The following is a 21324-nucleotide window of genomic DNA, read 5'->3' on the forward strand; positions in this document are numbered from 1 at the left end:
TTTTGGGCTCTTCCAAAAAGTGAGCCGCTGTAAAAGCGGAACCCTAGGTGGCCGTTACCTAAACAACGGATATGTACTCAGACCCATCGCCATCGGGGGCAAGTCGAATCGTCGCACCGCCCCTCCCACACTCAAACCGCGTGAAGCAGACTTATTGAGCCGCAGATTTCGCCCAGCTTGCTGCGCGACAGCGCTACGTCGAAGAGGTCGTGGGGCCTCCCACATTGGATCTCAGTCGGTCTTCAGTTCACGCCACATGTGGATCTTGTCGAAATACTCGACGCCCACCCGCACCGCCAGCGGCTCAAGGCCGTACTGGATGAACCCGCAGCGTTGGTACAACGCAAACGCGGCATCATTGCCGGCGGTGACGGTCAGTTGGATCACTTTGAGGCGCGGGTGCTGGCGCGCTTCATCGAGTGCCGCTTCTACCAGGCGTCGGCCCAAGCCCTTGCGCTGATAAGCCTCGGTCACGTACATGCCAAACAAGGTCACTTTGTGTCGCGCCTTTTCCCGAGGTTCGAACGCCAGGCCGACAATCCCCGCCAGCTCATCTCCTTCGAAACCTCCCAGCAGCCGATCCAACGGGTTGTCGAGGCGCTTCTCCCACCAGCTCAGCGGCATCAGCGCACGCTCGGCCACGCTGGAGGTAAAGGCCTGTGGATAAACGCCATAGGCCTGCAGCATCAAGGCCCGGTACACCTGGGCATCAGCCGCCCCGAGTGCACGAATGTTCATGCGCTGCGCCGCTGCTCAACCATCAGCCGGACGGCCAGGGCGGCGAGGACAAAGCCCATGAAATAGCGCTGCACCGACAGCCATGTGGGGTTGTGCATAAACCACGCGGCGATGGAGGCGGCAAACAGCGAGATCAGCATGTTCACCAGGAAACTCACGCTGATCTGGGTGAAGCCCAGCATCAGGCTCTGGGTAAACACCGAACCGTGTTCCGGGGTGATGAACTGCGGGAACACCGAGAGATAGAACACCGCGATCTTTGGGTTCAGCGCGCTGGTGAGAAAGCCCATGGTCACCAGTCTGCGCGTGGAGTCCGGCGGCAATTGCTGGGCCTCGAACGGCGAGCGTGCGCCCGGCTTGACCGCTTGCCAGGCCAGCCACAGCAGGTAGAGCGCGCCAGCCCATTTCAGCACTTCATAGGCCATCGGCACCGCGAGGAACACCGCCGTCAAACCGACCGCCGCCGCGAACAGGTGCACAAAGAACCCCGCCACCACACCGAGCAACGACACCATGCCCGCCTTGCGGCCCTGGCAGATCGAACGGGAGATCAGGTAGATCATGTTCGGCCCGGGGCTGAGCACCATCAGCAGGCACGCGGCGGCGAAAATCAGCAAGTCGTTGAGTGGGATCACGGGTCAGTCCTTGAGCCTGTGCATCAGGCAATAGTGGTCAGCGATGAGCGATAGAACGGCAGGATCAGGTCACGGGTCAACGGCGCCAGGACCAGGCCGCCATCACCGGCAGGGTCGATCCAGCGGACTTCTTCGATTTCGGCGGCAGGGGCGACGGGCACGTCAATCTGCACTTGGAACAACTCGGCTTGCACGGTGAACCCAGGCTCGTTGGCCGCAGGGGCGGAGAAGTTGCCAAGATAGACGGCCGCGTCGGGATCAATACGCAGGTTCAGCTCCTCAAACAGTTCCCGGGCCAGGGCCTCGGCAGGTTGCTCGCCGGCATCGATCTTGCCACCGGGCTGCATGAAGGCCTGGGTGCCGCGCTTGCGTACCAGTAGGGTCTGGCCGTCACTGCCGATAAGCAGAGCGGCGGCGATGCGGATGGTGGTGGACATGACGGGAAAGCCTTGAAGTCAAAAGAATGATGGGGAATGGAACACGGCTCACGCCTCCTCCGGTTCCTTGATAAATACGCTGTACTTGGCCCCTTCCATCGCCTCGAACGCAATCAGCTTGTCCACCAGCGGCAGGTTCAGCACCTTGCCGGCGTTGAGCAGCAGCATGCCGTTATCGGCATTGAGATTGCGCGCCAGGATCATGCCGGCGGCCAGCTCACGAGTGCTCAAGACCTTGACGGTCGGATCGCCCAAGGTCACGTCGCTGAGAAACGCCGCGCAGGCCTGGACGAAGTCCTCGATCAGCTCCGGGTCATAGAGGCGCCCGGCATATTTGCGGATATATAACAGTGCTTCATCACTGTTCAGGTGCCGTTCGAGGATCAGGCCTTTCTGCAACTCGATGAAGTCCACCGCCAGTTTCAGGAGGCGAGCGCCGAACGGAATCGCCTCGCCCTTGAGGTGGTCGGGAAAACCGCTGCCATCCCAGCGCTCCTGATGATGACGAATCAGCCGCGCCGCATCCTTCATCGGTTCGAGCGTCATCAACAGCGATTCGCTCTGGGCGGGGTAGCCACGGTAACGCTCGCGATCGGTGCTGTGCAGCTTGTCGGCCGGCTCAACCAGCATGCTGTCGCTCCAGCTCAGCTTGCCGATGTTGTACAGCGCCGCCGCCATGGCCAAGTCGCGGGTGCTGGCTTCGTCCATGGACTGGGCGGCGCAGTAGACCCGGATCAGATCGATCAACGGGCGGTTGGTCTGTTTGTCCTTGGGTAAACGCAGGTTGGCAAGCAGCGAAAACACTTCAGTGCCCGTCACGTAGCTGCGCTTGAGTTCGTCGTAGGCCAGGTCGAGCATGTCGGCGGTCTGTTGCAGCTCACTGGTGCGCGCCACCACGCGTTTTTCCAGGGTGGAGTTCAATAGCTTGAGCTGCTCGTTCTGCTGATGCGTCAGGCGCTCCAGGCGCTGATGCTCCAGGGCCTGTTGCAGGATCAGCTTGAGTTCCTCGTCATTCCAGGGCTTGCCAATATAGCGGTGGATCTGCCCTTGGTTGATCGCCTTGATGATCGTCGGCAGGTCGGCGTAACCGGTGAGCAGGATGCGGCTGGTGGCGGGGTACAGGCGATGGACCTCGGCGAGCAATTGCGCGCCGTCCATGCCGGGCATGCGTGCATCGCTCATCACCAGGTCGATGGCTTGGGCGGCCATGATCTCCAGAGCCTCGGCACCGCTGCCGGCGAGCACCACATCGAACGGCTGGCCGCGCAACAGGCGGCGCAGGCTGTTGAGGATGACTCTTCATCGTCGACAAGCAAGATTGTGGGTTTCGTAGCCAGTTGTTCATCCATGCGTGCTGCGCCTTCCAATTGAACTGAGTTGAGCTAAATTGAACCCTTGTGCCAAGCCGTCTTCCCTCGCTTAACGCGCGGGGTTGATTTGACGCCAACTGGCCGCCGATTTCAAGGGAGCTCGACTATGCTGTCACAAGAGGTCAGTGCCCCGCTCTGCCGTGCAACCAGGGAAGGAATCGTTATGCCGTCGAACTTTTTTTCAGGTGAGGAGCGCGCCATGAACCCAAGCTCAGGACGGGCCAATCGTCGCATCCTGATCGTCGATGATACGGCCTCGATCCATGAAGACTTTCGCAAGATTCTCTGCCCGGCCGTACACGACGAAAAGTCCCTGGACAGCCTCGAAGAAACCCTGTTCGGCGCCACAGCCGCCCCGCCGCGCCAGTTATTTGTGCTCGACTCTGCCTACCAGGGGCAGGACGCCCTGGAGCTGGTGAACCAGGCCCTGGCCGCCAACGCGCCTTACGCCATGGCGTTCATTGACATGCGCATGCCGCCCGGCTGGGATGGCCTGCACACCATCGAACAGCTGTGGAACGTCGATCCCAACTTGCAGATTGCCCTGTGTACGGCCTACTCCGACTATTCTTTCGAAGCCATCGAGGCACGGCTGAAATACAACGACCAGTTGCTGATCCTGAAAAAACCCTTCGACCACTTGGAGATCCGCCAGATGGCCAGCGCGCTGACCTGGAAATGGCAGCTCGCCCAGGACGTCGCGCTCAAGATGCTTGGCTTGGAGCGCACCATCGAAGAACGGGTGCAGGAATTGCTCAAGGTCTCGCACCTGCTTCAGTACGACGCACTCACGCAGTTGCCCAACAGCACGCTGCTGGGCGACCGCCTGACCCAGGCCATCGCTCTGGGCCGTCGGCATGACACGCAATTGGCGGTGATGTTTATCGGACTGGACCGATTCAAACGTATCAACAACGCCCTGGGCTATCCGGTAGGCGACGAAGTGCTCCAGCAGGTCAGCCAAAGCCTGGTGGCGGCAGTGCGCGAGTCCGACTCGGTGTTTCGCTATGGCACCGACGAGTTTGTGATCCTGCTCAACGATGTCCAGCATCCTCAGCAAACCCAGCACATTGCCCAGAAACTACTTAAAACTATCAGCGCCACCCGCCATGTGGCGGGGCATGACCTGAGCGTCACCGCCTGCCTGGGCATCAGTATTTATCCGAATGACAGCGGCAATGCCGTAGAGCTGATCAAGCACGCCGAAACCGCCATGCACACCAGCAAGGAACGCGACCCGGATAATTTCAGTTTCTATACCGAAGACATGAACCTGCGCGCCCAGCACCAGCAAAACCTGGAAAGCGCGATCCGACACGCGCTGGAACGCGATGAGTTTGTGTTGCATTACCAGCCAAAACTGGACCTGGCTTCCGGGAAAATTGTCGGTGCGGAGGCGTTGATACGCTGGTTTCAGCCGCGCTCGGGGTGGGTCAGCCCGGTTGATTTCATTGCAGTGGCTGAAGACAGCGGCTTGATCATTCCGCTGACCCAATGGGTACTGCGCCAGGCGTGCGAGCAAACGCAGATTTGGCGGATGATGGGCCTCCCCCCCTTGCGCGTTTCCGTGAATATCTCGGCCATCGACTTTCGCCAGCGCGATTTCGTTGACAACCTGGCGGCGGTTCTCAAGGAAACAGGCCTGCCATCGGCGCAACTGGAGCTGGAAATCACCGAGAGCGTCCTGATGCAGAACGTCGACGAAACCGTGGATATCCTGCAGCGAATCAAGGCCATGGGCGTGCGCCTGGCACTGGATGATTTCGGCACGGGTTATTCCAGCCTGAGCTACCTGCGCCGCTTTCCCATTGATGTGCTGAAAATCGACCAATCCTTTGTCAGCGGTTTGAACGCCAACAGCCATGACGCGCAGTTGATCACTGCGATCATCGGCATGGGCAAGAGCCTGGAACTCAATATCATCGCCGAAGGGGTGGAAACCGCCGAACAACTGGACTTCCTGAAAACGCTGGAGTGCGAGGAAGGCCAGGGTTTTCTGTTCAGCAAAGCCGTGCCGGCGAAAGATTTCGCCCAGTTGCTGCAGGTCGGCTGTGCGATGCCGATAACCCGACAATAGTCCAACGCTTGCAAGGAGTGCTCGCTTGAATGAAGTCTCAACCTATGGTTTGGGCCTGGCCGTCATGGTGGGGCTCAGCATGCCTCTGCCGGCCGCCCCCCTGGACGAAGCGCTCAAGCCTTTGCCGCCAGTGCCTGCGCTGGACGCGGCCAAAGTCGAACTGGGCCGCCAGTTGTTCAATGAGCCACGCCTGTCGGTGAATAACACACTCTCCTGCGCCAGTTGCCATCACTTGGAAACCGGGGGGGCTGACAACAGGCCTTTCTCCGTGGGCTTCGACGGCAAACCGGTAGAGATCAACACCCCCTCGGTATTCAACGCCGGCCTGAACTTCAAGCAGTTCTGGAATGGCCGCGTGGACACGCTGGAGGCGCAGGTCGAGCAAGTGGTCATCAGCCCGGTGGAAATGGGCAGCGACTGGAAAACCGTGGTGCAGAACCTGGCCGCCCTGCCCGTCTACCAGAACGCCTTCAAACAGACCTACCCCGACGGCGTCACCGCCGCCAACGTGCAAAACGCCCTGGCCACCTATGAACGCACGCTGCTCACCGCCAACTCGCGCTTCGACCAATACCTGCTGGGCAATACCGAGATCCTTACGATCCAGGAAAAATACGGCTACCAGCGTTTCAAGGATTACGGCTGCATCGCCTGCCACCAGGGCGTGAATATCGGCGGCAATATGTTCCAGAAATTCGGGGTGATGGGTGACTACTTCAAGGCGCGTGGCAACCCGGTCGAATCAGACCTGGGGCGCTACCTGCTGACCAAGGACGAAGAAGACCGCCATGTGTTCAAGGTGCCCAGCCTGCGCAATGTGGCCGTCACCGCGCCGTACTTTCACGACGCCTCGGCCAAGACCCTGGCCGAGGCGGTGGATGTGATGTTCAAGTACCAGTTGGGGCGCAACCCGTCCCAGGACGACAAAGACCTGATCATCCAGTTTCTCAAGACCTTGACCGGCGAATGGGCGGGCAAGCCTCTATGACCCTTACCCGCCGCCGCACCAGCCAACTCTTGCTCGGCCTGATCGCCCTGCTGCTGGCCTCGACACTGGTGTTTCTGTACCTCAAGTCCTCCCGCGACCAAACGGCCACCTATACCCAATCCAGGGACTTGATCCGCCAGCTCAAGCAGCTCAATGCCCAATGGGACAGCGAAGTGCTAAAGGCGCGGATCGCGCTCACCCACAACTACGATCCGCTGGTCACACCGCTCGCGGACATGACCCGACTGTGGGCCACACTGGACAGCAGTGAGACTTACCACAGCCCCGAAGACCTGCACCGCTGGCAGGCCAGCACAGAAGCCTATCAGGCAGCCATCCAGGAAAAAGCCCGGTTGGTCGACCAGTTCAAATCCCACAATGCCGTGCTGCGCAACTCACTGGCGTTTTTGCCGACCGCCGAAGATGACATCCAGGCGCAGTTCAATCGCATTGACGACGCAGGCCGCCTGCAACTGCAAGATGTCGCCACCGACACCTACGATCTTCTGCTCAGCAGCCTTGAATTCGCCCAGGTCACCAGCGACGAGCGCGCCGCCGACATCCTGGTGGGCCTGGGCAAGCTGGCGATCAACAAAGATCGCCTGCCGATTGAGTTCCAGGCCCCGGTAGAGATCCTCAGCAACCACATCTCACTGATCCTGCGCGAACAGCCGGTGGTCAACAGCCTGCTCGAACGCATTGCTGCAGTCCCCGTGTCCGACCGCCTGGACGAGCTGACCAACCATCTCAATCAGGACCAGCAAGCCGCTGACCGAATCGACCATCAATACCACCTCTACCTGCTGATCTTCTCGACGTTGTTGGTGGTATTGCTGCTCTATCTGACGGTGCGCCTGCTGCGCAGCTTCGCCGAGATCAGCCGGGTCAACCGCGCCTTGCAGGCAGCCAATGAAACGCTGGAGCAACGGGTGGAACGGCGCACCCAGCAGCTCAAGGATGCCCAAAGCGAGCTGCTGGACAGCGCCCGCCAGGCCGGCATGGCGGAGATCGCCACCAACGTGCTGCACAACGTCGGCAATGTGCTCAACAGCGTGAATATCTCCGCCGACCTGGTCACCCGCAAACTGCGCAGCAGCAAGGCATTGGGACTGGGCAAGGCCATGCAGTTGATCAACGAGCACCCGGATGACCTGGGTACCTTCCTGACACAGGATGAAAAGGGCAAGCTGCTGCCGGGCTACCTCAACCAACTGGTGGAGGCCATTGCCATCGAACAGCAAGGCATGACCGATGAACTGGCGCAACTGAGCAAAAGCGTTGACCACATCAAGGACATCGTCTCTACCCAACAATCCTATGCCGGTGTGTCCACCTTGCTGGAGCCGGTGCACATCAGCATCCTGATGGAAGACGCCCTGCGCATGAACGCCGGCGCGCTGAGCCGCCACCACGTCACAGTGGTCAAGGAATATGAGCAGGTGCCGGAAATCATGGCCGACAAACATCGGTTGCTGCTGATCATGGTCAACCTGATCAGCAACGCCAAGTACGCCATGTCCAACCTCACCGACCGGCCACGGCAGATGACCCTGGCGGTGCAACAATTGGACGACGCCACCTTGCAGATCAGCGTGAAGGACGAAGGCGAAGGCATCCCCGCCGAGAACATGACCCGGATCTTCACCCACGGTTTCACCACCCGCAAGGAAGGCCACGGCTTCGGCCTGCACAGCTGCGCCCTGGCCGCTGTGGAAATGCACGGCCAGCTCAGCGCCCGCAGCGACGGGCCGGGGCTGGGCGCAGTGTTCACCCTGACGATTCCTCTCACCCTTGCCGGAAGTCCTCCATGAACCAACCCCCTAACCGGCGCATTTTGCTGATCGACGATACCCCGTCGATCCACGACGATTTCCGCAAGATCCTGATGCCCACCGGTGAATCAAACCAGGCGCTGGATGATATGGAGTCGGCACTGTTCGGCGACACCAGCAAACCCACGGTACAACCCTTTGAGCTGCACTCGGCCTATGGCGGAGAGGAAGGCCTGCGGTTGCTCACCACCGCCATGGCAGAAACGCGGCCCTATGCCCTGGCGTTCGTGGACATGCGCATGCCCCAAGGGTGGGACGGGGCCAAGACCATCGAAGAGTTGTGGAAAGTCGACCCTGGCCTGCAAGTGGTGGTGTGCACCGCGTATTCGGATTATTCCTGGGATGACCTGCTGTATCGCCTGCACGGCTATGATCGTTTGCTGATCCTGAAAAAACCGTTCGACAACATCGAAGTCCAACAGATGGCCAATACCCTGGCCAACAAATGGGACATGGCCCGCCGCGCCTCACTGCAAACCGCCCACTTGGAGCAATTGGTGGAACAGCGCACCCAGGCGCTGCAAGTGGAAATCGACGAGCGCAAGCAACTGGAAAGCCAATTGGTACAGTCGGAAAAGCTCGCATCCCTGGGGCAGTTGGCCGCGGGCGTGGCCCATGAGATCAATAACCCGGTGGGTTTCATTTCGTCCAACCTCAGCACCCTCGACGGCTACTTCAACCAGTTGCAACAGATGCTGGAGGCTTACCGACAGGCCGAAGACAACCTCGCGCAGGGTGAACAGCTCCGAGCACTGCGCAACGAGCTGGAGCTGGATTTCCTCAAGGAAGATATTCCCTTGTTGATCAGGGAGTCCAAGGAAGGCATCGGGCGCGTGGTGCAAATCGTCAAGGACCTGAAGAATTTCTCGCGGGTCGACAATGACCAGACCTGGCAATTTGCAAACCTGCAGCAGGGCATCGACTCCACGCTGAACATCGTCGCCAGCGAGCTCAAGTACAAAGCGGATGTGATAAAGCACTATGCGCCATTGCCGGAAATCGAATGCCTGGCATCACAACTCAACCAGGTGGTGATGAACCTGGTAATCAACGCCGCGCAAGCCATGGGGCCGGAGCGCGGCACCATTACCATCAGCAATGGGGTGGAAGGCGAGAATGTGTGGCTGGAGGTGGCGGACGACGGCTGCGGGATTGCCCCGGAGGCCATGCAGAAAATCTTCGATCCGTTTTTCACCACCAAACCGGTCGGCGAAGGCACAGGGCTGGGGCTGTCACTCTCCTACGGCATCGTCAAGAAACACCATGGCGATATCTCGGTGAGCAGCGAGCTGGGCCAAGGCACGCGATTTCGCGTGGTGCTGCCGATTCGGCAGACGGCGGCGTAGGGTACGCCGCCGCATCATGCTCATTCCTCGGATTTTTTCGGACTCGACCCAAACGCCGCAAAGCGCTTGTTGAACCCGGCAATCCGGCCTTCCACCTGGGTCTTGCGCTGCTGGCCGGTGTAGATCGGGTGGGATGCGCTGGACACGTCCAACGGGATGTACGGGTAGGTGTTGCCGTCGCTGTGTTGATGGGTGCGATCGCTGTCGGCGGTGGAGCCGATCAGGAAGAACACGTCGGCAGCGGTGTCGTGGAACAGCACAGTGCGGTAGTCGGGATGGATACCAGCTTTCATGGGGCCTCCGGGGGCGTTTGGGTGTACCTGATGCGTTATACAGTAACATAACAAAACACCCAAACGAGAACCTTTTTCAACAAGGGCTGAAAGCGCGCTACCGCACGCCTGTCCAACTCATCGACCCCGTGAACCTGTTATTTCTGACAGTAGACAGACACCTTCCCCTCCCTCGAAACTCCTGGCAAGCAACACGGTTGCAGGCCGTTGGCGTGCTGATCGTGAAGATAAATCCTCTTTGTCCAAGGAACGGTCATCATGTCCACACGTCGCGAGTTCCTTACCTATGCCTCGCTGACCGCCCTGCTCACGTCCCTGGGCAAGGGTGCCCTGGCGGCCGATAGCGGCGACCAGGCCCGCGCTTTTTCCTTCGACGAGTTGATCGAACAGGCACAAGCCGATGCCTTGAAACCCTACCGCTATCCCAACACGAACGCGGACGCGCTGTTGGCGAAACTCGACTACGCCGCCCACGGGCAGATCCGCTTCAAACCCGAGTTAGCTCTATTTGCCAAGGGGCCGGGGCAATTTCCCGTGACCTTCTTTCATCTGGGCTCATTCTTTCGTACCCCGGTAAGGGTGTATGCCGTGGACAAGGGCGTCGCCCGCGAGATCGTTTACGACCCCGCGAACTTCGACATGCCTGGCGACAGCCCGGCCCATGCCTTGCCCACTAACAGTGGATTCGCCGGTTTTCGCATCCAGGAAAGCCGTTTGGGCAACCAGGCCAAACTCCCGTGGCAACAGAACGACTGGGTGGCCTTTCTTGGCGCGTCGTACTTCCGCGCTATCGGCGAGTTGTACCAATACGGTCTATCGGCACGTGCGATTGCCCTGGACGTGGCTCAGGCCGGCAAGGCCGAGGAATTTCCCGCTTTCACCCACATCTGGTTCGAAGCGCCGAAAAACCTGCATGCCACGTCCATGACCCTCTATGCACGGCTCGACGGCCCCAGTATCTGCGGGGCCTACCGTTTCGTGATCAACCGCGCGCAGGGTGTGGTCATGGACGTCGACTGCACGTTCTTCCTGCGCAAAAACGTCGGTCGGCTGGGCATTGCACCGCTGACCTCGATGTTCTGGTTCAGTGAAACCGCCAAGCGAACCGCTGCCGACTGGCGCCCCGAAGTCCACGACAGCGACGGTCTGGCACTCTGGACCGGCAACGGCGAACGCATCTGGCGCCCCCTGAACAACCCGCCGCGCACTGTAGTTTCGGCGTTCAGCGACCATCAACCGAAGGGTTTCGGCCTGCTACAGCGTGACCGCAATTTTGACCACTACCTGGACGGCGTAAATTATCAGCGCCGCCCCAGCCTATGGGTCGAACCGCTGGGCGACTGGGGCGAAGGCAGCGTACAACTGATGGAAAATGGCACCGATGACGAGATCCACGACAATATCGTCGCCATGTGGGTACCTTCGGCCCCCGCCGAAGCGGGCAATCGCTATACGTTGCGCTATCGCCTGCACTGGCTGGCCCAGGAGCCTTACGCTGCGCCATTGGCAAAGTGCGTGGCCACGCGCCTGGGCAAAGGCGGCCAGCCAGGCCAGCCGCGTCCCGTGGGAGTGCGTAAATTTGTCGTCGAATTTCAAGGCACACCCTTGGAAAAACTTGCACCGGGCGTCAAGCCCGAGGCGGTGATCAGTTGTTCCAGAGGCGAGCTGGGTCTGGTCTTCACGGAAGCCGTGCCAGATGGCGTCGCCGGTCATTGGCGAGCACAGTTCGACTTGACCGTCGACGGCAAGGACCCGGTGGAGTTGCGCCTGTTCCTGCGCCTGGACGGTCAACCGCTGTCGGAAACCTGGCTGTATCAATACCACCCCTTCCACTCGGACTCGACGGCAATCGGTGTCGCTTCAACCGCTGACAACAGCGATCGGCCATGAAGTTTTTTCAGCGATTGACGCTGCTTTGCATGATGCTCTGTGTCAGCACGGCGGCCCCGCAGGCCAATGCCCAGGAGCGGGTAGAAACCTTGCTGCAACAGATGACGCTCGAAGAAAAAGTCGGCCAACTCAACATGCTCGGTATCCAGGACACACCGACCGGCCCTGTCATCGACCAAGGCACACTGTCGCATCTGCCCGAGGCACGGTCGGCTCGATCCTTGGCGCCTACGGTTTCGAGCAGACCGCGCGCTGCAGCAGCACCTCGTCACCCAATCGCGCCTGCAGATACCGCTGTTATTTGCATTCGATGTGATTCATGGCTTTCGAACCGTGTTTCCCGTGCCGCTGGCGGAAGCCTCGGCCTGGGACCCCGACCTGGCGCAGCGCACCGCTCGCGCAGCGGCCATTGAAGCGACGGCCAACGGCGTGCACTGGACCTTCGCGCCCATGGTCGACATCGCCCGCGACCCGCGCTGGGGCCGTGTGGTGGAAAGTAGCGGCGAAGATCCGTTTCTGGGCGCGGCGCTGGCCAGCGCCAAGGTACAGGGGTTCCACGGTGCAGGGCCGCACGACACCTCGTTCATGCTGACGACCGCGAAACACTTCGTCACCTACGGCGCGGCCGAAGGTGGGCGGGACTATAACGTCGCCGACGTGTCGGAACGCACCTTGCAGGAAGTGCACTTACCGCCTTTCCGAGCGGCAGTCGCTGCGGGCGTCGATGCAGTCATGCCCTCGTTCAACGAAATAGCCGGGACGCCCCTGCACAGCAACACGGCATTGTTGACCGGCGTGCTGCGCAATCAATGGCGATTTGCCGGCCTGATTGTCAGTGACTTCAACGCAATCTGGGAGTTGAGTCAGCACGGTATCGCGGACGCCCCCAACGACACGGCGCGGCTGGCCTTCAACGCCGGCGTGGACGTCGACATGGCAAGCCAGATGTACCGTCGATACCTGCCGACGCTGGTGCGCAATGGCCAGATTCCCATGGCAGCCCTGGACGCAGCGGTGCGCCGCGTGCTCCAGACCAAAGAGCGCCTGGGCCTGTTCGATGACCCTTTGCGCTACAGCAATGAGGCACGGCAGCAAGCCAATACCCTGACGCCGCAGCACCGTGCCCTGGCCCGGGAAGCTGCGCAGAAATCCATTGTGCTGCTGAAAAACAACGACGCGCTGCTGCCCCTGCCCAAGCACCTGCGCAACGTGCTGGTGGTCGGTAGCCTGGCCACGGATGCCGAAGCCACTATCGGCCCCTGGGCCACGGCGGCTCATCCTGAAGATTCGGTCACCGTCTTGCAGGGCATCCGCCAGGCCGTCTCCCCCGACACGAAGGTGGTTTACCTGGCCGGCGCATCGCCCATCAGCAACGCGCTTGATGACCTCGCAGAAGTCCAGCAGGCCGCCCAACAAGCCGAGGTGGTGATCGCGGTGCTTGGCGAGCGCGCAGATCAGAGCGGCGAAGCCCGCAGTCGCACGGACCTGGGCCTGCCGGGTGCCCAGGACATGTTGCTGCGTGCCCTGCTGGACACCGGCAAGCCCGTGGTCATCGTGCTGATGAATGGTCGCCCGCTCGTGTTCTCACGGACCGTGCGCCAGGCGCCGGTGCTTCTGGAAACCTGGTTCCTGGGCAGTGAAATGGGCAACGCCGTGGCCGATGTCCTGTTCGGTGACATCAACCCCAGCGGCAAACTGCCGGTCACCTTCCCCCGTAACGTTGGGCAGATCCCGCTCTACTACGCACACAAAAACACCGGCCGCCCGTCCACTGGTGCGGGCGGTTATGAGTCCGGCTATATCGATGAGCTATGGACGCCGCTGTATCCCTTCGGTTTCGGCCTGAGCTATACCTCGTTCAGCTATAGCACGCCTCGGATCACGGCCGAGCGGCTGGCATCCACCGAGTCCGTGACCGTGCAAGTGAGCGTCACCAATACCGGCCAGCGCGCCGGCGATGAAATCGTCCAGCTGTACCTGCGTGACGATGTCGCCAGCGTGACCCGTCCGGTCCGCCAACTGCGCGGCTTTCGCAAAATTCACTTGGCGCCCGGAGAGACGCGCAGCGTGAATTTCAACCTTGGCCCACAGGACTTCGCGCTGTTCAATCAACAGTTTTCTTCGGTAATAGAGGCCGGCACCTTCACCGTCTTCGTCGGCGGCGACTCAACCACCACGCTTCAGACTCGATTCGAGGTCACGGACAGCCGCGAACTCTCTGCCTCGGGCCAATCCGAGCGCCCTACACGCGATCGCTGAATACAACTATGGGTTGTCCGGGCTTTCTTTAGCGGCGCAGAATGCCCCATCGACCTCAGAGTCCGAACCAAGGAAACCGTATGAGCCTGTCCTTGCTAAGCCGCTACGCCTTTTTTGCTGTGTGCGTCATTTTTACCCTCGCCAGCCTCCCCTTTATCGAACATGAATGGCTATGGCCCGTCACCCTGGTCACCGGCGTGCTGAGCCTGATCGGCATTTTCGACCTGCTGCAAAGCCCCCACGCGGTGCGCCGCAACTACCCGATCCTGGGCAATATCCGTTATTTGGTGGAAGCCATTCGCCCGGAAATCCGCCAGTACCTGCTCGAATCCGACAGCGACGCCCTGCCCTTCTCGCGCTCGCAACGCTCGCTGGTGTACTCCCGCGCCAAGAACGAAACCGCCGACAAACCCTTCGGCACCTTGATCGACGTATACCAGTCGGGCTTCGAATTCATCGGCCACTCCATGCGCCCGGCGCCGCTGAGTGATCCCAGCGCGTTTCGTGTGATGGTCGGCGGCCCGCAATGCACACAGCCGTACTCGGCGTCGGTGTTCAATATCTCGGCGATGAGTTTTGGCTCGCTGAGCGCCAACGCCATTCGGGCGCTCAACCACGGCGCCAAGCTGGGCAACTTTGCCCACGACACCGGCGAAGGCAGCATCAGCCCCTATCACCGTGAAAACGGCGGCGACCTGACCTGGGAACTGGGCAGTGGCTACTTTGGCTGTCGCACCAGCGATGGCCGTTTCGACCCGGAACGCTTCGCCGTGCAGGCGCAGAACCCGCAAGTGCGCATGATCGAAATCAAGATGAGCCAGGGCGCCAAACCCGGCCATGGCGGGATCCTGCCCAAGCACAAAGTGACCAAGGAAATCGCCGAAACCCGTGGCATCCTGATGGGCGAAGACTGCGTCTCACCGTCGCGCCACAGCGCGTTTTCCACTCCGATCGAACTGATGCAGTTCATCGCCCAGCTGCGCGAACTGTCCGGCGGCAAACCGGTGGGTTTCAAGTTCTGCCTGGGCCATCCGTGGGAATTCATGGGCATCGCCAAGGCCATGTTGGAGACCGGCATCCTGCCCGACTTTATCGTGGTCGACGGCAAGGAAGGCGCACCGGCGCCGCCCCGGTGGAGTTCACCGACCATATTGGCGTGCCGCTGCGTGAGGGCCTGCTGTTTGTGCACAACACCCTGGTGGGCCTGAACCTGCGCGACAAGATCAAGCTCGGCGCCAGCGGCAAGATCGTCAGCGCCTTCGACATCGCCAGCGTCCTGGCCATCGGTGCCGACTGGGCCAACTCGGCGCGGGGCTTTATGTTCGCCATCGGCTGCATCCAGTCGCAGAGCTGCCACACCAACAAATGCCCGACCGGCGTCGCCACCCAGGACCCATTGCGCCAACGCGCCCTGGTGGTGCCGGACAAAGCCCAGCGCGTGTTCAACTTCCACCGCAACACCCTCAAGGCGTTGGCAGAAATGCTCGCGGCGGCGGGCCTGGATCATCCATCGCAACTGTCGGCCAAGCATTTGGTGCGACGCATGTCGGCGACCGAGATCAAGCTGTTCTCGCAGTTGCATGTGTTCCTCAAGCCAGGGGAATTGCTGACGGGCGAGGTGAACGGCGAGTTCTATTCGCGTATGTGGCAGATGGCGCGGGCGGACAGTTTTGAGCCCCACGAGATCATCGCGGCTTAATTTGGAAATCCCTGTCGGGATTTTCGCCGGGCTGTTTTTTCATGACGATGTATCCGTCCCCACCCTCCACGTAAATGGCGTAGAACAGACTATCGACGACGGGGCGGGCATCGCGCCCCAGTCGTACGCCGGCCGAATGTTCATGGCTGGCTTGCACCACGTTCGTGATCCCGACCCTGGCCAATGCTTCCGGTAAAATCAGAAAGTTGGCCGCCAACAGATAAGGCATGCTCGGCATGATCGAAACGGTGCCGGCAGAGGCGGGCAACCAGTAATCCTGGGCACTGGCGTTGAAGTAAAAAACCCCTACCGACGCCAACGCCGGGGAAGAACTGATGGAGTAGGCCAACTGCGTCATCACACTGGTTTCCAACGTTTTCTTTAAACTTAGAACCCGTCCGTAACTATAGGAAATAGACACCAGCACAACGATGGGCAACACCAACAGTATTGTCAGATGTCGATGCAGCAACTTAAGCGACTGATGTATCACCAGCAACATAAAAACCAAAAGAGGTCCGGCTCCCAACATGGCCCTTGAATCACTGTTTTCATGGAAAAAAACCAGCATGATGCCCGGAACGCAAATGACCAGCAGCGGAATGATCGACACATAAGCCAGGCTCATCATGACCTTGCTGGAAGCCTTCGACCTGTCACGCAATGCCAGCCAACCCGCCCATATAAACCCCAACACAAACAATATCGCCATCCCCGCGAACAGCCATGCACTGCCACCTGTGTAGAGCGGGCGAATTCGCTCTTCAGCATTCTCCAGACGCTGAAAGACGATAAATAACCAACCGTCACTCCACCCCAGAAGCCCCTGGCGTTCCTTGCCCATGAACGGAATCACAGCCCATAGATAAAACAGCGCCGCCGCGGCGGCTTGAGTCAACTGTCCACCTGCCAATGCCGCCAAGTCGCGGGTTGTTTTTTTATGGATAATCGCTCTATACAACTCGATACAGCACAACCCGACAAACACATTGAGCAGAGGCTGATAAATACACAGCGCGCAGCAGAGCAGTAGCATGCCACCGCCCCACTCGATGGCTTTTCTTTCGCACTTGAGCGTGATCGCAAATATCACCAGCGCCACCCCGACAGTGATCACCGGCCCGTCGTACTTATAAGCAAGGTCGCTCAGAAACAAGGGGCTGAAGAACATCGGCAACACCACCGATGAGGAACATAGATTCACGTTGTAAAAATAATGAAAGGCCAGTTTTCTCAAGGCAAATGCCATGACCACGCACGCCATCAGCAATCCCAGCGGGAACATATCTGGCGCGCCATTTGACATAGACAGGGCATGATAAAAACCATCAATTAAAAAACGCCCTTCAGCACGCCACGACGCATACCCGTACGCTGCTCGAAAACTGTCCTCCACGTAAAAATAGTCGGCCAGGATCAGCGGAAACACATAGACCAGCACGGCCACTAAAAAAAATACCAGGCTCTCTTTACTCGACCATTCAGCCGTCATCACTCTGCTCCCCTGCGTCGCTGCGCGTCCGACGATCCGCTGCTTCGGGCGCATGCCCCTGGCGACTGACCATGTCTTTAACCACATACCGGGGCCGATGCTTGGCCTCCATATAAATCCGCCCCACATACTCCCCCAATATCCCAATCCCAATCAGTTGCACCCCGCCCAGAAACAAAATCGCCGTCATCAATGACGGATACCCCGGCACGTCATTGCCGAACAGCACCTTGTCCAGCACCAGGTACCCGGCATACACCAGCGCCAGCAATGAGATGCACCCGCCGACATAGCTCCATAACCGCAGCGGCAAAGTGCTGAAGGAGGTGATGCCGTCCAGGGCCAGGTTCCACAATTTCCACGCGTTGAACTTGCTCTGGCCGACGCTGCGCGGGGCGCGGTCGTACTCGACGATGGCCACGCTGAAACCGGCCCAGGACAGCACGCCTTTCATGAACAGTTGCTGTTCGGGCAGGGCCTTGATCACGTCCACCACCTTGCGGTCCATCAGTCGGAAGTCGCCGACGTTTTCTTCGATATGGGTGTAGGAAATGCGACTGAGCAGGTGATAGAACAGCGACGCACTGTGGCGTTTGAGATAGCCATCGCTGGCACGGTCTCGGCGTTTGGCCAGCACCACATCGGCGCCTTTTTGCCATTCGGCCAGCAACTGCGGGATGACGTCTATCGGGTCCTGCAAGTCCACGTCGATCGGCACCACGGCGTCTCCCGTGGCGTATTCGAGCCCGGCGAATAACGCGGCCTCCTTGCCAAAGTTGCGCGAGAAGTTGATCAGCATCACGTCGCGGTCAGCCACGGCAATGGCCCTGGCATGTTCGGCAGTGCGGTCGGTGCTGCCGTCGTTGATGAACACGATCTCGACGCTGTGGGCGCACAAACCCGGTTCGTGGCGAATGGCGCGGTAAAACCGGTCGACGCTCTGCTCCTCATTAAACAGGGGCACCACCAGCGAAAACCTCATTGTTCACGCTCGCGAAACACCACCCAGCGCGACAGCAGGAAGCCGCACACCAGGCTGACCAGCGAAAACACCCCCACGGTGACGATGCCCGATACCCGCCAGCGGTCCCCCAACCCGCCCACGCCCAGGCTCAGGCCGCCCATGCACAGCATAAACAGCCCATAGCGCGGCAACGACGCCGGCATGGCAAAGGTGTAGATCGCGTTCACATAAAAAGAGAAAGACGCCGCAATGCAAAACGCCAGGAAGTTGCTGAGGGCCTGGCTGAAGTCGAACGCCGTGCGCAATACAAAAAACAGCTGCCAGTGGATCACCGTGTTGGCGATACCTATGGCTGTGTAACTGGAGAACCCCTTCCACAGTCTGTTCATTACGTCGTCCCGTTGCGGCTGTTGCCAGCAAGCCACGACGCCAATCGAACGTCTACTGTCAGAATTAACAGGTAGGGCGTGCGCGCAATTGAGACATTCAGTAATACCCAACCTTTGCAATTGCCTACAAATAACGCCAACCTGCGCCCGCCCGACGCACGGCGTACGACATAACCGCCGCTTGCCTGTCCTTAATAAACCTACTTGTTCAAGAGCCCGCTGCCATGCTGAACGGACGCGACCCACGCATCGATTTTTTTCGGGGCTTGGCGTTGATCTTCATTTTCTGGGATCACGTCCCCCACAACCCCCTCGGTCAAATCACCTTGCGCAACATCGGCTTCAGCGATGCCGCCGAAGTGTTCGTGTTCCTGGCCGGCTATGCCTCGGTGCTGGCCTACGGCAAGGTCCTGCAGCGCGAGGGTTATTGGATGGCTGGCCTGAAGATCCTGCGGCGCACCTGGGTGTTGTACGTGGTGCATATCTTTTTGCTGGCGATGCTGATGGGCATCGTGTTCTTCGCCAACAGCCATGTGGAAACCCGCGACCTCGTCGAAGAGATGGGCCTGACGCACTTCGTCACCCACCCGCAGCAGGCGCTGACCGACGAGTTGCTGCTGCGCTTCAAGCCCAACCTGATGGACCCGTTGCCGTTGTACATCGTGCTGCTGGCCGGCCTGTCGCTGGTATTGCCGTTGTGCTGCGCAAGACCTGGCTGGTGGTGGGCGCGTCGATGACGGTGTACCTGCTCGCGCCGTGGATGGGCTGGAACCTGCGGGCGATTGCCGACGGCGTGTGGTACTTCAACCCGGTCACCTGGCAGTTGCTGTTCGTGCTCGGCGGCGCAGCGGCGATTCATGCCAGCCAGCCACGTCCGCTGCAACACCGGGCCCTATCCCGACAGCCGTTGTTCATTGCCGCAGCCGCCTACGTGCTGGCCGCCGGGGTGATCACCCTGTCGTGGCGCTGGCCCGAGATCCATGACGCGTGGATGCCATCGGCCGTCAGTGACCTGCTGTACCCCATCAGCAAGACCGACCTGTCGCCGGTGCGATTGCTGCACTTCCTGGCCCTGGCCTACGTCACCGCCAAACTGTTGCCGGGCCGCGGTTGGACGCAAAACTGGCTGGCACAACAAACCTGCCGCATGGGCCGCTACTCCCTGGAGGTGTTCTGCCTCGGCGTGCTGCTGGCGCCGTTGGCGGACATGGTCAACGCCCTGGCCGGCGACGCGTTCGCCATGCAGATTTTGACCGCTCTGGCAGGCACTGCGTTGATGGCCCTGCTGGGGGCCTGGCTGGAGTTCAACAAACGCCTGAACCAATCCACAAAAATGGCCCAGGCCTGAAAAACAAAAAGCCCCGATCAAGGGGCTTTTTGTTGTCCGTCCAGCTATCAGGCCGCTGAACGCGCCGCCGCGTTCGTCGGCTGCAACTTGAACACGTAGAACAACACCGTCAGCAGCACCAGGAACACCGGCCCCACATACAGTGCAATACGCGTGTCCGGGAAGTACGCCATCAAGCCCACCACCAACACCAGGAAGGCCAGTGCCAGGTACGAACTGACCGGGTACAGCCACATGCGGTACTTGAGGCCGGCACGTTCAGCCGGGCTCAGGCCCTGGCGGAATTTGAGCTGGGCCAGCAGGATCATCACCCAGGTCCAGATCGCGCCGAAGGTGGCAATCGAGGTCACCCAGACGAAGACTTTTTCCGGCACCAGGTAGTTGAGCAACACGCCCAACAGCAACGCGCCGATGGACAACAGCAGCGCCTTGCGCGGAACGCCGTTGCTGGAGGTGGTGCCGAAGGTCGCCGGGGCCTGGCCGTTCTGCGCCAGGCTGTAGAGCATGCGCCCGGTGCTGAAGATGCCGCCGTTGCACGACGACAGCGCCGCCGTGATCACCACGAAGTTGATGATGCCGGCAGCGGTCTTGATGCCCAGGCGCTCAAAGGTCATCACAAACGGGCTGCCCTGGGTGCCGATTTCGTTCCATGGGTAGATCGACAGAATCACGAACAGCGCGCCGACGTAGAACAGCAGGATCCGCCAGAACACCGAGCCGATGGCATTGGGGATGGTCTTCTGCGGGTTCTTCGCTTCACCGGCGGTGAGGCCGATCATTTCCACACCCAGGTAGGCGAACATCACCATTTGCAGGGACATCAGCACGCCCTGCACGCCATTGGGCATGAAGCCGCCATGGGCCCACAGGTTGGAAATCCCCAAGGCCACGCCGTCGTTGCCAAAACCGAACGCGATGATGCCCACGCCGCCGATCACCATCGCGATGATGGTGACGATCTTGATCAACGCGAACCAGAACTCGAACTCGCCGAAGGCCTTGACCGCGATCAGGTTGATGGTGCCCATGCTGATCAGCGCCGCCAGGGCCCAGATCCAGCGCGGCGTATCGGGGAACCACACGCCCATGTACACCGCCACGGCGGTGATCTCCGCCACGCAGGTCACCAGCCACAGGAACCAGTAATTCCAGCCGGTCAGAAAGCCTGCCAACGGGCCGAGGTAATCCTGTGCATAGCGACTGAAGGAGCCGGCCACCGGATTGTGCACGGCCATCTCACCGAGGGCGCGCATGATCACCAGGATGGCCAGGCCACCGATGATGTAGGAGAGCATGATGGCCGGACCGGCCATTTCGATGGCCTTGGCCGAACCGAGGAACAGGCCGACACCGATACAGGCGCCGAGGGCCATGAGGCGAATATGCCGCTCGCCCAGTTCGCGTTTGAGCGGGCCGCCCGAAGCGGTCTCGCCCTGGGGCAGGTGATTGCCGACTGGCATAGGGATACAACCTCGTCTTGTTATTGGATATGAGCCTCCGAGTCCGGGCCCTCGCGACGGGTCTGTCGCGGGGGACCGTTCCCGGTTCACTTTTTGGGCAAACCGGT

14 protein-coding genes and 3 pseudogenes are annotated in these 21324 nt (G+C 60.3%); 8 read left to right on the plus strand and 9 right to left on the minus strand.

Features of this window, described 5'->3' with window-relative positions:
- Positions 1-231: 231 nt before the first annotated feature.
- The 4 genes and pseudogenes from IQK56_RS10760 to nosR form a co-directional block, all read right to left on the minus strand.
- Complete coding sequence (locus tag IQK56_RS10760; RefSeq protein ID WP_150674849.1) at positions 232-738, minus strand: GNAT family N-acetyltransferase; 507 nt, start codon at positions 736-738, stop codon at positions 232-234.
- Complete coding sequence (locus IQK56_RS10765; RefSeq protein WP_193862621.1) at positions 735-1373, minus strand: LysE family transporter; 639 nt, start codon at positions 1371-1373, stop codon at positions 735-737. The genes IQK56_RS10760 and IQK56_RS10765 overlap by 4 nt, the downstream gene beginning before the upstream one ends.
- A 23-nt stretch (positions 1374-1396) precedes the next feature.
- The gene (locus IQK56_RS10770) at positions 1397-1810 is read right to left on the minus strand and encodes an NUDIX hydrolase (RefSeq protein WP_122307820.1); all 414 of its coding nucleotides are present in this window, start codon (positions 1808-1810) and stop codon (positions 1397-1399) included.
- A 48-nt stretch (positions 1811-1858) separates the two neighbouring features.
- Positions 1859-3159, minus strand: a pseudogene (gene nosR, locus IQK56_RS10775) (response regulator c-di-GMP phosphodiesterase, NosR family).
- Positions 3160-3379: 220 nt separating this feature from the next.
- Here nosR and IQK56_RS10780 point away from each other — a divergent pair.
- The 4 genes from IQK56_RS10780 (at position 3380) to IQK56_RS10795 (ending at position 9423) form a co-directional block, all read left to right on the plus strand.
- The gene (locus IQK56_RS10780) at positions 3380-5257 is read left to right on the plus strand and encodes a putative bifunctional diguanylate cyclase/phosphodiesterase (RefSeq protein WP_122307822.1); all 1878 of its coding nucleotides are present in this window, start codon (positions 3380-3382) and stop codon (positions 5255-5257) included.
- Between the two features lie 64 nt (positions 5258-5321).
- Entirely contained in the window at positions 5322-6245 is a 924-nt protein-coding gene (locus IQK56_RS10785; protein ID WP_193862640.1) for a cytochrome-c peroxidase, read from the plus strand.
- Positions 6242-8056, plus strand: a complete 1815-nt coding sequence (locus IQK56_RS10790) for a DAHL domain-containing protein (protein ID WP_150760521.1) — start codon at positions 6242-6244, stop codon at positions 8054-8056. The genes IQK56_RS10785 and IQK56_RS10790 overlap by 4 nt, the downstream gene beginning before the upstream one ends.
- Positions 8053-9423, plus strand: coding sequence for an ATP-binding protein (locus IQK56_RS10795; RefSeq protein WP_193862623.1), 1371 nt, complete (start codon positions 8053-8055; stop codon positions 9421-9423). The genes IQK56_RS10790 and IQK56_RS10795 overlap by 4 nt, the downstream gene beginning before the upstream one ends.
- Before the next feature lie 20 nt (positions 9424-9443).
- On the opposite strand, the gene IQK56_RS10800 is transcribed toward IQK56_RS10795, so the two are convergent.
- Entirely contained in the window at positions 9444-9716 is a 273-nt protein-coding gene (locus IQK56_RS10800; RefSeq protein ID WP_122307825.1) for a type B 50S ribosomal protein L31, read from the minus strand.
- A gap of 258 nt (positions 9717-9974) precedes the next feature.
- On the opposite strand from IQK56_RS10800, the gene IQK56_RS10805 reads away from it, so the two are divergent.
- The 3 genes and pseudogenes from IQK56_RS10805 (at position 9975) to IQK56_RS10815 (ending at position 15564) form a co-directional block, all read left to right on the plus strand.
- Complete coding sequence (locus tag IQK56_RS10805; RefSeq protein WP_150760519.1) at positions 9975-11606, plus strand: OpgD/OpgG family glucan biosynthesis protein; 1632 nt, start codon at positions 9975-9977, stop codon at positions 11604-11606.
- Positions 11607-11900: 294 nt separating this feature from the next.
- Positions 11901-13865, plus strand: a complete 1965-nt coding sequence (locus tag IQK56_RS10810; RefSeq protein ID WP_246500198.1) for a glycoside hydrolase family 3 N-terminal domain-containing protein — start codon at positions 11901-11903, stop codon at positions 13863-13865.
- An 80-nt stretch (positions 13866-13945) separates the two neighbouring features.
- Positions 13946-15564 (plus strand): annotated as a pseudogene (locus IQK56_RS10815) (FMN-binding glutamate synthase family protein).
- Here IQK56_RS10815 and IQK56_RS10820 read toward each other — a convergent pair.
- From IQK56_RS10820 to IQK56_RS10830, 3 genes are read right to left on the minus strand one after another with little or no spacing between them, the layout of a single operon-like run.
- Positions 15551-17056 carry a glucosyltransferase domain-containing protein gene (locus tag IQK56_RS10820; protein ID WP_193901685.1) on the minus strand — a complete coding sequence of 502 codons (1506 nt, stop codon included), beginning with the start codon at positions 17054-17056 and terminating at the stop codon, positions 15551-15553. The pseudogene IQK56_RS10815 and the gene IQK56_RS10820 overlap by 14 nt on opposite strands.
- Positions 17046-18038: a glycosyltransferase family 2 protein gene (locus IQK56_RS10825; RefSeq protein WP_193862631.1), complete on the minus strand. Its 993-nt coding sequence runs from the start codon at positions 18036-18038 to the stop codon at positions 17046-17048. The genes IQK56_RS10820 and IQK56_RS10825 overlap by 11 nt, the downstream gene beginning before the upstream one ends.
- Positions 18035-18409 carry a GtrA family protein gene (locus IQK56_RS10830; protein WP_122307829.1) on the minus strand — a complete coding sequence of 125 codons (375 nt, stop codon included), beginning with the start codon at positions 18407-18409 and terminating at the stop codon, positions 18035-18037. Before IQK56_RS10830 ends, IQK56_RS10825 begins: the two co-directional genes overlap by 4 nt.
- 224 nt (positions 18410-18633) lie before the next feature.
- Between IQK56_RS10830 and IQK56_RS10835 the strand changes: the two are divergent.
- Positions 18634-19757 (plus strand): annotated as a pseudogene (locus IQK56_RS10835) (OpgC family protein).
- Positions 19758-19804: 47 nt separating this feature from the next.
- Here IQK56_RS10835 and IQK56_RS10840 read toward each other — a convergent pair.
- Positions 19805-21217, minus strand: a complete 1413-nt coding sequence (locus IQK56_RS10840) for an amino acid permease (RefSeq protein WP_122307831.1) — start codon at positions 21215-21217, stop codon at positions 19805-19807.
- Between the last annotated feature and the right edge of the window lie 107 nt (positions 21218-21324).

The sequence above is a fragment of the Pseudomonas cyclaminis genome (genome assembly GCF_015163715.1).
Taxonomy (GTDB): domain Bacteria; phylum Pseudomonadota; class Gammaproteobacteria; order Pseudomonadales; family Pseudomonadaceae; genus Aquipseudomonas; species Aquipseudomonas cyclaminis.

Bases quoted from the DNA above. Each gene is read 5' to 3' on its own strand.
- IQK56_RS10760 (WP_150674849.1), bottom strand. From the start codon at position 738: ATGAACATTCGTGCACTCGGGGCGGCTGATGCCCAGGTGTACCGGGCC.
- IQK56_RS10770 (WP_122307820.1), bottom strand. From the start codon at position 1,810: ATGTCCACCACCATCCGCATCGCCGCCGCTCTGCTTATCGGCAGTGAC.
- IQK56_RS10780 (WP_122307822.1), top strand. From the start codon at position 3,380: ATGAACCCAAGCTCAGGACGGGCCAATCGTCGCATCCTGATCGTCGAT.
- IQK56_RS10785 (WP_193862640.1), top strand. From the start codon at position 5,322: ATGGTGGGGCTCAGCATGCCTCTGCCGGCCGCCCCCCTGGACGAAGCG.
- IQK56_RS10790 (WP_150760521.1), top strand. From the start codon at position 6,242: ATGACCCTTACCCGCCGCCGCACCAGCCAACTCTTGCTCGGCCTGATC.
- IQK56_RS10795 (WP_193862623.1), top strand. From the start codon at position 8,053: ATGAACCAACCCCCTAACCGGCGCATTTTGCTGATCGACGATACCCCG.
- IQK56_RS10800 (WP_122307825.1), bottom strand. From the start codon at position 9,716: ATGAAAGCTGGTATCCATCCCGACTACCGCACTGTGCTGTTCCACGAC.
- IQK56_RS10805 (WP_150760519.1), top strand. From the start codon at position 9,975: ATGTCCACACGTCGCGAGTTCCTTACCTATGCCTCGCTGACCGCCCTG.
- IQK56_RS10820 (WP_193901685.1), bottom strand. From the start codon at position 17,056: ATGACGGCTGAATGGTCGAGTAAAGAGAGCCTGGTATTTTTTTTAGTG.
- IQK56_RS10825 (WP_193862631.1), bottom strand. From the start codon at position 18,038: ATGAGGTTTTCGCTGGTGGTGCCCCTGTTTAATGAGGAGCAGAGCGTC.
- IQK56_RS10830 (WP_122307829.1), bottom strand. From the start codon at position 18,409: ATGAACAGACTGTGGAAGGGGTTCTCCAGTTACACAGCCATAGGTATC.
- IQK56_RS10840 (WP_122307831.1), bottom strand. From the start codon at position 21,217: ATGCCAGTCGGCAATCACCTGCCCCAGGGCGAGACCGCTTCGGGCGGC.